Source organism: Bradyrhizobium sp. GW821-FHT13H06 (assembly GCF_058803975.1).
The window spans coordinates 112,672-125,979 of the sequence record NZ_JBXAPN010000014.1; the positions used below are offsets into that span (position 1 = coordinate 112,672).

The 13,308-nt window shown below is 64.1% G+C and carries 13 protein-coding genes and 1 other RNA gene; 4 read left to right on the top strand and 10 right to left on the bottom strand.

What is annotated here, in order from left to right; genetic code table 11:
• Positions 1 to 29 precede the first annotated feature (29 nt).
• The 10 genes from AC1RQP_RS36545 to ssrA form a co-directional block, all read right to left on the bottom strand.
• Positions 30 to 1,748 (bottom strand): ATP-binding protein, encoded by a 1,719-nt coding sequence (locus AC1RQP_RS36545; protein WP_239626331.1) that lies wholly within the window; start codon positions 1,746 to 1,748, stop codon positions 30 to 32.
• The gene (locus AC1RQP_RS36550; RefSeq protein WP_492942204.1) at positions 1,748 to 3,259 is read right to left on the bottom strand and encodes an ATPase domain-containing protein; all 1,512 of its coding nucleotides are present in this window, start codon (positions 3,257 to 3,259) and stop codon (positions 1,748 to 1,750) included. The genes AC1RQP_RS36545 and AC1RQP_RS36550 overlap by 1 nt, the downstream gene beginning before the upstream one ends.
• Before the next feature lie 227 nt (positions 3,260 to 3,486).
• Positions 3,487 to 3,984: a GNAT family N-acetyltransferase gene (locus AC1RQP_RS36555; RefSeq protein WP_492942296.1), complete on the bottom strand. Its 498-nt coding sequence runs from the start codon at positions 3,982 to 3,984 to the stop codon at positions 3,487 to 3,489.
• 183 nt (positions 3,985 to 4,167) lie between these two features.
• Complete coding sequence (gene feoB, locus AC1RQP_RS36560) at positions 4,168 to 6,036, bottom strand: ferrous iron transporter B (RefSeq protein WP_492942206.1); 1,869 nt, start codon at positions 6,034 to 6,036, stop codon at positions 4,168 to 4,170.
• A gap of 36 nt (positions 6,037 to 6,072) precedes the next feature.
• On the bottom strand, positions 6,073 to 6,348 hold the full coding sequence (locus AC1RQP_RS36565; protein WP_061879324.1) for a FeoA family protein: 276 nt from the start codon (positions 6,346 to 6,348) through the stop codon (positions 6,073 to 6,075).
• A 115-nt stretch (positions 6,349 to 6,463) separates the two neighbouring features.
• Positions 6,464 to 6,715 carry a ribbon-helix-helix domain-containing protein gene (locus AC1RQP_RS36570; protein ID WP_025038043.1) on the bottom strand — a complete coding sequence of 84 codons (252 nt, stop codon included), beginning with the start codon at positions 6,713 to 6,715 and terminating at the stop codon, positions 6,464 to 6,466.
• Positions 6,712 to 6,900 (bottom strand): DUF4169 family protein, encoded by a 189-nt coding sequence (locus tag AC1RQP_RS36575; protein ID WP_028177109.1) that lies wholly within the window; start codon positions 6,898 to 6,900, stop codon positions 6,712 to 6,714. The genes AC1RQP_RS36570 and AC1RQP_RS36575 overlap by 4 nt, the downstream gene beginning before the upstream one ends.
• Positions 6,901 to 7,178: 278 nt before the next feature.
• Positions 7,179 to 8,606, bottom strand: a complete 1,428-nt coding sequence (gene fumC, locus AC1RQP_RS36580) for a class II fumarate hydratase (protein ID WP_492942298.1) — start codon at positions 8,604 to 8,606, stop codon at positions 7,179 to 7,181.
• 87 nt (positions 8,607 to 8,693) lie between these two features.
• Positions 8,694 to 9,212 (bottom strand): SspB family protein, encoded by a 519-nt coding sequence (locus AC1RQP_RS36585; RefSeq protein ID WP_492942209.1) that lies wholly within the window; start codon positions 9,210 to 9,212, stop codon positions 8,694 to 8,696.
• Positions 9,213 to 9,329: 117 nt separating this feature from the next.
• Positions 9,330 to 9,695: a transfer-messenger RNA gene (gene ssrA / locus AC1RQP_RS36590) on the bottom strand.
• Positions 9,696 to 9,779: 84 nt separating this feature from the next.
• On the opposite strand from ssrA, the gene AC1RQP_RS36595 reads away from it, so the two are divergent.
• The 4 genes from AC1RQP_RS36595 to AC1RQP_RS36610 all read left to right on the top strand — a co-directional run bounded on the left by AC1RQP_RS36595 (position 9,780) and on the right by AC1RQP_RS36610 (position 13,282).
• Positions 9,780 to 10,376 (top strand): chromate transporter, encoded by a 597-nt coding sequence (locus tag AC1RQP_RS36595; RefSeq protein WP_239626324.1) that lies wholly within the window; start codon positions 9,780 to 9,782, stop codon positions 10,374 to 10,376.
• Positions 10,373 to 10,903, top strand: a complete 531-nt coding sequence (locus tag AC1RQP_RS36600) for a chromate transporter (protein ID WP_197967864.1) — start codon at positions 10,373 to 10,375, stop codon at positions 10,901 to 10,903. The genes AC1RQP_RS36595 and AC1RQP_RS36600 overlap by 4 nt, the downstream gene beginning before the upstream one ends.
• 95 nt (positions 10,904 to 10,998) lie before the next feature.
• The gene (locus AC1RQP_RS36605; protein WP_492942212.1) at positions 10,999 to 11,760 is read left to right on the top strand and encodes a tripartite tricarboxylate transporter TctB family protein; all 762 of its coding nucleotides are present in this window, start codon (positions 10,999 to 11,001) and stop codon (positions 11,758 to 11,760) included.
• A gap of 7 nt (positions 11,761 to 11,767) precedes the next feature.
• Entirely contained in the window at positions 11,768 to 13,282 is a 1,515-nt protein-coding gene (locus AC1RQP_RS36610; RefSeq protein ID WP_239626320.1) for a tripartite tricarboxylate transporter permease, read from the top strand.
• Positions 13,283 to 13,308 lie beyond the last annotated feature (26 nt).

The window sequence follows — 13,308 nt, forward strand, 5'->3', positions numbered from 1 at the left end:
CGGGTCAATCCTGCCTGACGCACCGAACCTCAAGAGTTCAGCAAAGAGCTGGAGCGTTTGGATTGCGTATCAATTTGAAGGGTCGACTTCGCGGCATTCAGTGCCGCGGCCAGCTCGTCGATGTGATACGGCTTGGCTAATATCTGGATACCCGCCGTTTCGGCTTCATGGATCGCGGCCTCGGCGTATCCGCTGGTCAGCAGTACGGGTATGTCGCTGCGCCGTCTCCTGATCTCCCGCGCGAGTTCCACGCCATTCATGCCGCCCGGCATCATGATGTCCGAAAAGATGAGATCGACGGAACGACCATCGGCCAGAGCACCGAGAGCAGCTGCAGCGCTGGCGGCCCGCGTGACTTCGTAGCCGAGCTGACCAAGCATCTCACCAACGAGTGCGGCCACCTCGTCGTCATCTTCGACCAGCAGGATTTGGCCCTGGCCGTTCTTCTTCGGCCGTACCGCCCTGTTGAAATCGATCAAGTGTCGTTGCTTGGAAGCGAGATTCAACGAGCGGGGCATGTAGAGCTCGATGCTGGTGCCCTGATCGACTTGCGATTTGATGCGGACGGTCCCGCGTGACTGGGTCGCAAACCCGTGGACCTGCGCGAGCCCCAGTCCGGACCCCTTGCCGACGTCCTTAGTCGTGAAGAACGGCTCGAAGACCCGCGACAGGATCTCCGGAGGCATGCCGACGCCCGTATCGATGACCGACAGCCTTACATAGTCGCCGGCGATCTCCCCGTCATTCAGACCAGGCAGATTCTCGCCGCGGACGACGATGGTGCCGCCGTTGGGCATCGCATCCCGGGCATTGACGGCCAGATTGAGAATGACCAGCTCGAGCTCGCCGGGATCGACCTCCACCGGCCAAAGAGCATCCGGGAAGTCGAATTCGACGTGGACGTCGCCTCGCAGGCTTCGATCGAGCAGCTCGCGCATACCGCCGATCTGCATGGCGACGTCGACGGCTTCCGGGCGCAGCCTCTGCCGGCGTGAGAATGCCAGCAGCTGCTTGGTCAGGCTGGCGCCGCGCTGTGCGGCCTGGATCATCCCGTCCATCAGACGCCGGCGCCGGTTTGGATCCGTCTGGCGGTCCAGCATGTCGAGGCCGCCGGAAATCACCATCAGCAGATTGTTGAAGTCGTGCGCGACCCCGCCGGTGAGCTGGCCGATAGCTTCGATTTTCTGCGCCTGGCGAAGCGTTTCCTCGACGCGAGCGCGCTCGTTCATTTCGAGACGCAGTTGCTCGTTGGCCTCCTCCAGCTCTCGCGTGCGCTCGACCACCAGTTTTTCGAGCTCCTGCGCAGTCTGCTCGCGCGCTGCGATCAGGGCCCGGATCTCATATTGACGCCGCCGCGCCCGCATCGCCGATTGAACCGCGCTGGTCAGCGTGATCGGCTGGACCGGTCGTTCGAGCAGCGAAACGTTACGAAGCAGGGCGACGATATTGCGGCGCCAGGCGACGACCGCGGGCTGCTCTCGATGGCTGGTGAGAACGACAAAGGGGAGGTCGGACCATGGCGGTTGGCTCGCGATCCATTCAGCGAGCGGCGCCGTGTCTTTCCCGAATAGTCCTTCCTCGGCAAGGAAGACCGCGCCCACGCCGGCACTCATCTCGCTGACGAGTTCGGGCAGACTTCGGCAGTTGACCGCTTCGAGGCTCGCACCGCGGAAAAGCTCGGCCGACGCCGGCCCGTCGCGGCCGATCGGAGCGAAGATAAGAACGCGGTGTCCGCGGTCGGCGCTCATCAGGCCGATCCTTCCGGGATGTCCGTGCCGGTATAACGCGGATTGCCCGAAAAGATGCCCATGAAGTTGGTGAGAGGCGGGCCGAGCTTGACACCGGTGCTGCCGAGCCGAAACTCGCGGATGGTGTGCTCGTGGTTGCCGCTGCGCTTCTTGACGACAGACAAGGCGCGCCGCACCGATCCGCCGGCCTCGAAATAGCGCAGCATGAGCACCGCGTCGCTCAAATAGCTGATGTCGAGCGGTGTATCCATCGGGCCGACCAGCCCATGTTGAGCGAGGATCAGGATGGTGAGCACTCCCTGCTGCGCCAGGTAGGTCAGCAGTTCGTGCATTTGCAGGATGAGAAACCGCTCGTCCGGCATCGCGTTCAGGTAGCCGTTCAGGCTGTCGATGATGACCACGCGGGCGTTGTCAATTTCCGCGCTCCGGCGCAGGGTCGCCGCGAACTCGCCCGGCGACAGCTCGGCTGGATCGATCTGTTGAAAGCGGATAAGGCCGGACTCGACGTACTTTTCGAGCGGCAGGCCGAGCGTCCGGGCGCGAGCTTCCACGGTGCCGCGGCCTTCATCGAAGGCAAAAAACGCAGCGTGCTCGCCGCGTTCCGCGGCCGCTATCGCATAAGTGAGTGCGAGCGAGGATTTACCTACTCCGGCAGCGCCGATGAACAGTGCGTTGGTGCCGCGCTCGAGCCCGCCTCCGAGCAGTTGGTCCAGCTCGGGATTGCCGCTGGGCGTGAACTCGCCGGGAAACGGTTTGTGATGCTCGGCCGCCACGAGGCGCGGGAAGATCCGCAAGCCACCCTTTGCAATCGTAAAGTCGTGGAAGCCGCCGCGGAATCGAATGCCGCGCATCTTGATCACGCGGACCCGTCGTCGCTCTGCCCCGTAATCGACCGCGAGCTGTTCGAGCATGACGACGCCGTGCGCAATCGAATGCAGTTGCAGATCATCCTGGGAGGACGAGAGATCGTCGAGGAGCACGACGGTGCAATTGCGGTTGGTGAAGAAATGCTTCAAGGCCAGCACCTGGCGCCTGTAACGAAGCGGGTTCTGGGCAAGCAGACGCAGCTCGGAAAGGCTGTCGAGCACGACGCGCGTAGGGTTGATCCGCTCGACCTCCTTGAAGATCAGACCGGTCGTTTCGCTCAACTCCATCTCGGCGGGATGGAAGACCGTGAGCTCCCGGTCCGGATCGAGCGTGGTCTCGGGGGGGACCAGCTCAAAGATGTCCACCCCTTGCAGGGACCAGCCGTGCCGCTGCGCGACGACCGTCAGCTCCCGCTTGGTCTCGGACAGGGAGATATAGAGCACGCGTTCGCCATCACGCACGCCGCTAAGAAGGAATTGCAGAGCAATCGTGGTTTTGCCCGTGCCCGGCCGCCCCTCGTACAGATACATCCGATTGGCGTCGAAGCCGCCGCCCAGAATGTCATCCAGGCCGTCGCTGCCAGTCGAAACTCTCGGTAAATCCTTGAGGGCGCTGTCTGGAGCGGCCTGGGATGGGCCAGTCATTGTACCCCCTTACGCAGGTTCCGGAAGCCGATGTTTGCCCCAAGCGTCCACAAGCTGGGTTGGACCGAGATTGGTCCGTACAAGGAACTCTTCAGCAGCGGTCGAGTTCCCGGCGAGCTGTGTCCTGCCGCTCAGAAGCAGGTGCGGATGATGCTCGTTCTGTCTGTTCAGGATTGAACACAATCAGGGCCGGACTTCAGCGCGCTCCAATCCGGTGATTGTGACCTTCACCGCCGGATGCGATAAATCACGACATCCTCGCCGTGGCGGTTCGTGCTCCGCTCGAGAAGGTAGTTCGACTTCTCCAGCACGCGGCGGGATGCACCGTTCCCGACATGCACGATGCCGACGACGGACGTTAGCGCGAGCTGTGACAATCCGATGCGCGTCATCGCGGTCGCGATCTCACCGGCAAGTCCCCGGCCCCAGAGCTTGTGCGTGAACGCGTAGGCGATCTCGATCTCGTCGATGTCATCCACCAGGATGTGCCGGAGGCCCGCCCGTCCTGCGAACGCCCCGTCGCCCGTTCGCAGCGCCCACAGCCCAAAGCCATACCGGTCCCAATGCGCCATGTTGACGTCGAGATATTCCTTCGTCGTCTCGGCCGAGCGCACGCCGCCGAGATGACGGGACACCTCGGGATCCAGATGCAATGCGACGAGATCTGCGAGATCAGCCTCGCGCAGTCGTTCGGCGGTCAGTCGTTCGGTGACGAAGCGATCGATGGAGCCAGATGGACGCATTTCGAGAAGGTCGCCATGCCGTATGCCGTTGCGAGCCGATGATGCCATTATGCCGCTGTTTTGCCCGACGGTGCAAGCGGACTTAGGATAATCCGTAAGTCATTGTTTTCACGGCTCCCGTCTACTGTGCATGGGGTTGTTTTCGCGTTTTTGATCTGGCGAGGGCTATCCCGCTCCGAACGCGACCGCGACATTGTACGTCACGAGGCTCGCCGCATAGGCCAGCACCAGCATGTAGGCGAAGGTCACGGCCATCCAGGCCCAGCTTCCGGTCTCGCGCCGGATCACGGCCAGCGTCGAGGCGCATTGCGGGGCGAAGATGTACCAGGCCAGCAGCGACAGCGCGGTCGCCAGCGACCATTTCGTCGCCAGCACCTGGCCGATCTGCTCGGCCGCTTCCTTGCCGCCCTCGATCGCATAGACGGTGCCGAGGGCAGCGACCGCGACTTCGCGCGCCGCCATGCCCGGGATCAGCGCGACCGCGATCTGCCAGTTGAAGCCGACCGGCGCGAGCAGCGGCTCCATCGCCTTGCCGATGATCGCGGCGAGACTGAAGTCGATGGCGGGTTGGGTGGCGCCCGCGGGCGGCTGCGGGAACGAGGCCAGGAACCAGATCAGCACCATCATCGAGAAGATCGTGGTGCCGGCGCGCTGCAGGAACATCTTGGCGCGGGTGTAGATGCCGATCGCGATCGATTTCAGCCGCGGCATCTTGTAGTCCGGCAGTTCCAGCATGAACGGCGCCGGTGCAAAATCGCGCAGCATGAAGAATTTGATCAGGAACGAAACCAGCAGCGCACTGATGATGCCGGCCGCATAGAGGCCGAACATCACGAGGCCCTGGAGGTTGATGAAGCCCCAGACGTCCCTGGCCGGAATGAAGGCCGAAATGATCAGCGTGTAGACCGGAATGCGCGCCGAGCAGGTCATCAGCGGCGCGATCAGGATCGTGGTCAGCCGGTCGCGCTTGTTGTCGATGACGCGCGTCGCCATGATGCCGGGAATGGCGCAGGCAAAGCTCGACAGCAGCGGAATGAAGGCGCGGCCGTGCAGGCCGGCGCCGCCCATGATGCGGTCCATCAGGAAGGCGGCGCGCGCCATGTAGCCGAAATCTTCCAGCAGCAGGATGAACAGGAAGATGATGATGATCTGCGGCAGGAACACGATCACGCTGCCGACGCCCGAGATCACGCCGTTCTGGAGGAAGCTCTGGAGCAGGCCGCCGGGCAGGGTGTCGTGGACGAACTCGCCGAGCGCATCGAAGCCCGAATTGAGCAGGTCCATCAGCGGCTGCGCCCAGGCGAACACCGCCTGGAACATCACGAACAGGATCAGCGCGAGCACGATGAGGCCGCCGACCGGATGCAGCACCACGGCGTCGATCCGCGCGGTCCAGGTGTCGGGCCTGGCAGGCAGGCTGACGCAGTCGGCGATGATGCGGTCGGCCTCGCGCTGGGTGGCGCGCAATTCGCTGACGCTGAGCGCGCGCCAGCTGTTCTCCCGCGGCTCGGCGAGCTTCGCCGAGATGTCGTCGGTCAACTGGAGCAGATCGGCGGTGCCGCCCTTGCGCACCGCGATCGAGGTGACCACGGGCACGCCGAGCTCCTTGGCGAGCCGCTCGACGTCGACGGTGATGCCGCGGCGGCTCGCGATGTCGAACATGTTGAGCACCAGGATCATCGGCCGTCCCGTGCGCTTGAGCTCGAGCAGCAGGCGGATGGTCAGGCGCAGATTGGTGGAATCGGCGACGCAGAGCACGAGATCGGGCACCGTCTCGCCGCTGGCCTTGCCGAGCACGAAGTCGCGGGTGATCTCTTCGTCCGGGCTGCGGCCGCGCAGTGAATAGGTGCCGGGCAGGTCGACCACCGAGACCTGGCGTCCCAGGGGGGTGACGAAGAAGCCCTCCTTGCGCTCGACCGTGACGCCGGGATAATTCGCGACCTTCTGCCGGCTGCCGGTCAGGGCGTTGAACAGCGAGGTCTTGCCGCTGTTCGGCGTGCCCACCAGGGCGAGATGCAGCAGGGGTAGTTCCATGTGATCAAGGGCCCGGATGAGGCGTCCCGTCGCGATCTAGGCGACGATGATGGCCATGGCTTCGCGACGGCGGACCGCGATGGTGATGCTGTCGACCCGTACGGCGATCGGATCGCGCCCGACCAGCCCCTCATGCAAGATCTCGACCCGGGCGCCCTCGACGAAGCCGAGTTCGATCAGGCGGCTTTCGAGCTCGACGTCCGAGAGCGCCGAGCCCGCCTGCTTGGCGGAAAGGTGCTGGATGACGCCGGTATAGCCGCGCTGGGCCAGACCCAGCGGCATGTGCGGACGCGTGTCAGTGGTGTCGGTCATGCCCTGTATTTTCAACGCAAGGCATCGAGGTCAAGCGCGCACGTTCGCGGAAGCTGCACCTTAGAGTGATTTTAAAGTATTGCAGCCGGGGTGCCCTCGTGGGCGCCCCCGAGGGCTACTGGGCCGGGACCTTGTCCGGCTGGGCGGCCATGGCGCGGCTCTTGAAGTAGTCCAGGACGAAGAGGCGGATCGCCGACGACAGATTGCCTTGCTGGCGGTTGTTGTCGATCTCGCCGACCAGCTCGGACAACGTCATGTTGCGCAGGCCGGAAATCTCCTTCATGCCGTTCCAGAACGCCTCTTCCAGGCTGACGCTGGTCTTGTGGCCGGCGACGACGATTGACCGTTTCACGACGGGCGACTTCATGGCTGCTCCTCGTGATCGATCCGGTGCTGGTCCAGGTGCTCCTTGGCCTGGTCCGCCCGCTTCTCCTCCGCCGAGCGTGCCGCCTTCGTGCGACCGAATTTCGCCCGGTTGGCGTCCGCCTGCTTCGCCGAGGCTTCCCGCTCGGCGCGCTTCCTGAATCGATTCAGGTTGATGACGTTCCCCATGCCGTGTCTCCATCATCCGATCCTCTTCAGGCAGGATGAAACATTCAGAAACAGGGTGCCGCGTTGCGCCCCGCAAGACTTGATCGTCATTCGCTCGTCCTCGTCAATCGGCCCATCGGGCCATCAAACGATGAATTTCGCCCGTCGAGGGCAGAAGAGCTGCGTAACACGCCGCTCCGCCGTAACATTGACGGTAATCAAATCCCTCCTCCAAAACCGCATATTTCTGGAGGGTCGAGGCTCCGTATCATTACGGAGTGCTGTCGGAATTCGGAAATCTATCCCGGGCTGGTCATCTTCTCGGGGCGTACCAGACGGTCGAACTCGTCGGCCGAGACGAACCCGAGCCGCAGCGCTTCCTCCTTCAGCGTCGTGCCGTTGGCATGCGCCGTCTTGGCGACCTTTGCCGCGTTGTCGTAGCCGATCTTCGGGGCCAGCGCCGTGACCAGCATCAGCGAGCGCTCCATCAGCTCCTTGATGCGCTTTTCGTCGGCGCGGATGCCGCTGACGCAATGTTCGGTGAAGGAGCGTGCGGCATCCGCCATCAGGCGGATCGAGTGCAGCATGTTGTAGGCGAGCACGGGCTTGTAGACGTTGAGCTCGAAATGGCCCTGGCTGCCGGCGACGGTGATGGCGGTGTGATTGCCGAACACCTGGCAGCACACCATGGTCATCGCCTCGCATTGGGTCGGATTGACCTTGCCGGGCATGATCGAGGAGCCCGGCTCGTTCTCCGGCAGGATCAGCTCGCCGAGGCCCGAACGCGGGCCGGAGCCGAGCAGACGGATGTCGTTGGCGATCTTGAACAGGCCGGTCGCGACCGAATTGATGGCGCCGTGCGCCAGCACATAGGCGTCGTTCGAGGCCAGCGCCTCGAATTTGTTGGCGGCGCTGGTGAACGGGAGCTTCGTGATGCGGGCAACATGCTTTGCGAACAGCTTTGCAAAGCGCGGCTTCGAGTTGAGGCCGGTGCCGACGGCGGTGCCGCCCTGCGCCAGCGGATAGAGGTCCTTCACCGCGACCTTGAGCCGGGCGATGCCGCTTTCGACCTGCGCGGCATAGCCGGAAAATTCCTGGCCCAGCGTCAGGGGCGTCGCATCCTGGGTGTGGGTGCGACCGATCTTGACGATCCTTGCGAACTCCTTCTCCTTCTTGCGCAGCGCGCGGAGCAATTCGCCGAGGGCAGGGACGAGATCGGCATTGATGCGGCTTGCGGCGGCGATGTGCATCGCGGTGGGAAACGAGTCGTTCGACGACTGGCTCATGTTGACGTGGTCGTTGGGATGCACCGGCTTCTTGGCGCCGAGCTCGCCGCCGAGCAGCTCATTGGCGCGGTTGGCGATCACCTCGTTGAGGTTCATGTTGCTCTGCGTGCCGGAGCCGGTCTGCCACACGACAAGCGGAAAATGACCGTCCAGCCGGCCTTCGATCACCTCGCGCGCGGCGCGGATGATGGCGCCCGCCCGGCGCTGGTCGAGCAGGCCGAGCTCGAGGTTGGACTGCGCCGCAGCGAGCTTGACGATGCCGAGGGCATGCACCAGCGAGATCGGCATGCGGTCGGTGCCGATGCGAAAATTCTGGCGCGAGCGCTCGGTCTGGGCCCCCCAATAGCGGTCGGCGGGGACCTCGATGGGACCGAAGCTGTCGGTTTCGATGCGGGTCGCGGAGCGTGAAGGGCGGGTCTTCTTGGCCATGAGCACATCCATTCCGCCGCGCGAATGCCGCACGGCCATTTCATGTGCTCTCTATATACGCAGTTTGGCTGTGTGCGACGGGCTCAAGCCCAACCTAGATCATTTCTTACGGAAACGATCGAGCCGCACGACTTCGGCGCCGCCCTGGCTCGGCGGGGTCGGCTCGTCGGTGGCTTCCGCTGTCTCGGTCGCAGGTGCCGGGACCGAGACAGCCGACGGCGCGGGCGCTGCAGGCAAAGTCTCGGACGCGACCTCGGCGACGTCGGAAGTGTCGAACTGGAGGCCGAACTTCACGGACGGATCGAGGAAGCTCTTGATGGCACTGAACGGCACCACCAGCCGCTCCGGAATGCCGCCAAAGGACAGGCCGACCTCGAAGCGGTCCTCGAGCACGGTCAGGTCCCAGAACTGGTGCTGGAGGATGATCGTCATCTCTTCCGGATATTGCGCGAGCAGTCGCGGCGACAGCTTCACGCCCTCGGCCTTCGACACGAAGGTGATGAAGAAATGGTGCTCGCCCGGCAGGCCATGGGCCGCGGCATCGGTCAGCACCTTCCGCAGCACGCCGCGCAGCGCGTCGCGGGCCAGCACATCATATCGGATATGATCGGTCGCCATGGTGGTCCTGTTGCATTCCCGAAGCCGGACCCTGCCGGCCCGACTCGCCAAGCCGCAATAGTACCGCGCCTGACGGGTGAGCAGGAGTCCCCGCCGGGGAAGAATTGAAAGAGTTAAAGTGGAGGCTTCTGTTGCCAGGTGCCTCCGAACCCCGCCTAGCGGAGCTTAACCCGCTAGGACTTTAGAGTGGTCTTTCAAACTGCGTTACGCAGCCTGAGCAACCGGAGCAAAGTTGTCGTTGGCAACTATTGCAGTAGCCCGATAACGGCGGAACAATACCGGGAAAAAGTACGCCCTTTACGCCCTCGTCGATCCTATTTCGCCCCCGCCAAAGCCCGCTTCGGGACTGCCCGATGGTGGGCTTTGGTGGAGGCGCCGGGTACCGCCCCCGGGTCCGAATGGTTTATTGCGACGACCGTTTATTTCCATAGCCGGCGAACCGGCACTCCCAATATAGGACGCAAAGCTTTCGAAAAACAGGGGTTTCGAGCGGATTGGCTGCGGTTCCCTTTGGATAGGTTCCGGACCGTCTTGGCCACGGCGCGACCCTCGTTCTAAGCTCCTGACATGTCCTCGGGTTCAGCACCGGCCGTCCAAGAGCCGGATCTCGCCACCGCACCGCCAAGCCTGGTCGCGCTGTTTCTGGCCTTCGCCAGGATGTCGCTGGCGGGTTTCGGCGGGGTCCTGGTGTTTGCCCGGCGAGCGATCGTCGAGCAGCACCGCTGGATGACGGCGGACGAGTTCAACGAGACCTTTGCGCTCTGCCACTTCCTGCCCGGGCCCAACATCGTCAATCTGTCGATGGTGTTCGGATCGCGGCTGCGCGGCATCGCCGGCGGCGTTGCCGCCTTCGCCGGGCTGTTGCTGCCGCCGACGCTGATCATGACGGCGCTTGCGGTCGCTTACGCCCGTTTCGGTGATCTCGAGGTGCTGCGCCGAATCCTTGCCGGCATCTCCTGCGCGGCGGTCGGCCTCTTGATCGCCGTGGTCTTCCGCATGATGACGCCGCTGCTCAAGCGGGCGGATCCCTTCGCGGTGATCCTGATGCTCGGTGTGTTCCTCGCCATCGGCGTGCTTCGCCTGCCGCTCCAGGCGGTGCTGCTGGTCGCGATCCCCGTCAGTGTCGGCCTCACTTATTTCCTGCGGCGGAAAGTAGCAGCATGACTGGCCACAGCCCGATCTGGTCGCTGATCTCCACCTTCGGTCTGATGTCACTATTTGCCGTCGGCGGGGCCGCGGCAGCGGTGCCCGAGATGCACCGGATCGCGGTGGAGGTGAATCACTGGATGACCGACAAGCAGTTCGCGGACGCCTATGCGATCGCGCAGCTCTCGCCAGGTCCGAACGTGCTTATCGTGACGTTAATCGGCTATGCCGTGGCCGGCGTCCCCGGCGCGCTGGCGGCGACGCTGGCGATGTGCCTGCCGACGGCGCTGCTTGCCTATTATGTCAGCCGGCTCCTGAATCGCCCCAGCCAATCGCGCTGGCCCGGCCTGATCCAGGCTGCACTGGTTCCGCTCTCGATCGGTTTGATGGCGGCGAGTGCCCTGATCCTGGCCCAGTCCACCGATCGCAGCATTGCTGCACTGCTTCTGACCGCAATGGTTGCGGTGATGGCATCCGTCTCGCGGGTCAATCCACTGTGGCTCCTGCTCGCCGGGGGCGTGTTGGGTTTTGCTGGCATTGTGTAATGAAAATCGCTAGGCAGTGATCCGGGCGGGGGATCCAGTTCCAGCCGATTTAGAACAACAGTGCTCGTGACTTACGGGTCGCGGAGGAGACAGGCATGGCCGACACGATGGGCCACTCAGCGACAGCCACTCGAAACACCAAGGTGGTGCTCGGCTTTTGTCTGCTGGCGATTGCGCCGCAGATTTTCGAATTGATCTGGTCGATCGGAACACTCTTCGGCTGGGGGACCGGCCGCGGTCCGGCGACGGTCGTCACCAGCCACGCGACGGCGCTGCTCGCCGGCGCACCCAGTGCCATATTCGGATCGTTCGGCGGCGGCACCAAGAAGATGTCGTCCGAGGTGCTGCTGGCGCTGATCTATTCCTATCCGCTGTTCGCGGTGGCGATCCTCACGCTGTTCATGACGATCAACTCGGCGCAAGACTATGTCGGCGGCGTCGTCCTGATGGCGGTCGCCCTGTTCGCGCTGTGGGCATCGAGTGATTTGCAGGGCATGCGCGGCTTCTCCTTCGGTGCAGGCACCGCGCCGCGCATGTTCGGCGGGCTACTGGTCGCCTTGTCCGCCGGCATCGCCCTGACCGGCCTTCTGACCGATGGGCCTGCGATGGCCCATTACTCCTGGCGCGGACCGCTGTTCGTGGTGGCCGCGATCCTCTTCTTCGCGCTGGCGATTCGGCCGCTCGGCGTCGTGGTCACGGCCTTCGCGAGCTTCATGATCGCGGCGACGGGCTCGCACGAGACGCGGTGGCTCGAAGCGGTGATCGTCGGCGCCTGCCTGACGATCGGCTGCGCCATTCTGTTCCCCTTTGTGCTCGGGCTGCCGATGCCGATGTACCCGCGTTTCCTGATCCAGTGAGGGCGTGATGGATATTTTTGCCAACCTCGCTCACGGCTTCGCCGTCGCCTTCTCTCCGATCAACCTCCTGATGTGCCTGATCGGCGCGCTCGTCGGCACGCTGGTCGGCGTGCTCCCGGGCATCGGCACCATTGCGACGGTCGCAATGCTGCTGCCGATCACCTTCGGACTGCCGCCGGTCGGCGCGCTGATCATGCTCGCCGGCATCTATTACGGTGCCCAGTATGGCGGCTCGACCACGTCGATCCTGGTCAATATTCCAGGCGAGGCGACATCGGTGGTCACCGCCATCGACGGGCACCAGATGGCCAAGCAGGGCCGTGCCGGCCCGGCGCTGGCGATCGCCGCAATCGGCTCGTTCTTCGCCGGCTGCGTCGCGACCGTCCTGATTGCCATCCTCGGCGCGCCGCTCACGAAGCTCGCGCTGGCGTTCGGCCCGGCCGAATATTTCTCGCTGATGGTGCTCGGCCTGATCTTCGCGGTGGTCCTGGCCAAGGGCTCGGTGCTGAAGGCGATCGCCATGATCGTGTTCGGCCTGCTGCTGTCGATGGTCGGCTCGGACATCGAGACCGGCGCCTCGCGCATGGCCTTCAACATTCCCGAGCTCGCCGACGGTCTCGGCTTTGCGACCGTGGCGATGGGCGTGTTCGGCTTTGCCGAGATCATCCGCAACCTCGACCATGGCGCCGGGATGAACCGCGACCTCGTGCAGCAGAAGATCACCGGCCTGATGCCGACCAAAAAGGATCTGCTCGACTCGGCGCCGCCGATCCTGCGCGGCACCGTGCTCGGCTCGATCCTCGGCATTCTGCCCGGCGGCGGCGCGGTGATCGCATCCTTCGCGGCCTATACGCTCGAGAAGAAGCTCGCCAAGAACCCGTCGCGGTTCGGCCGCGGCGCGATCGAGGGCGTGGCGGGGCCGGAAAGCGCCAACAACGCCGCGGCGCAGACCTCGTTCATCCCGCTGCTCACCCTCGGCATCCCGCCGAACGCGGTGATGGCGCTGATGGTGGGAGCGATGACCATTCACGGCATCGTGCCGGGTCCGCAGGTGATGCAGAAACAGCCGGACCTCGTCTGGGGCATGATCGCCTCGATGTGGATCGGCAATCTGATGCTGATCATCATCAACCTGCCGCTGGTCGGAATCTGGGTGCGCCTCTTGCGCGTGCCGTACCGGCTGATGTTCCCCTCGATCGTGATCTTCTGCGCGATCGGCATCTATTCGGTGAACAACGCACCGGTCGACGTCATCCTGGCCGGTATCTTCGGCCTCGTCGGCTACTGGCTGATCAAGCACGATTTCGAGCCGGCGCCGTTGCTGCTCGGCATGGTGCTGGGACCGCTGATGGAAGAGAACCTGCGCCGCGCGCTGCTGATCTCGCGTGGCGACTGGAGCGTGTTCGTCACGCGTCCGTTGTCGGCGGTGTTGCTGGCGGTTGCGGCGGGCCTTCTTGTCCTTACGGTGCTACCGGCGTTGCGCGCCAAGCGCGACGAGGTGTTCACCGAGTCCGAGAACTGAGGTCGCCGCCCAACGGCGCGCCACGT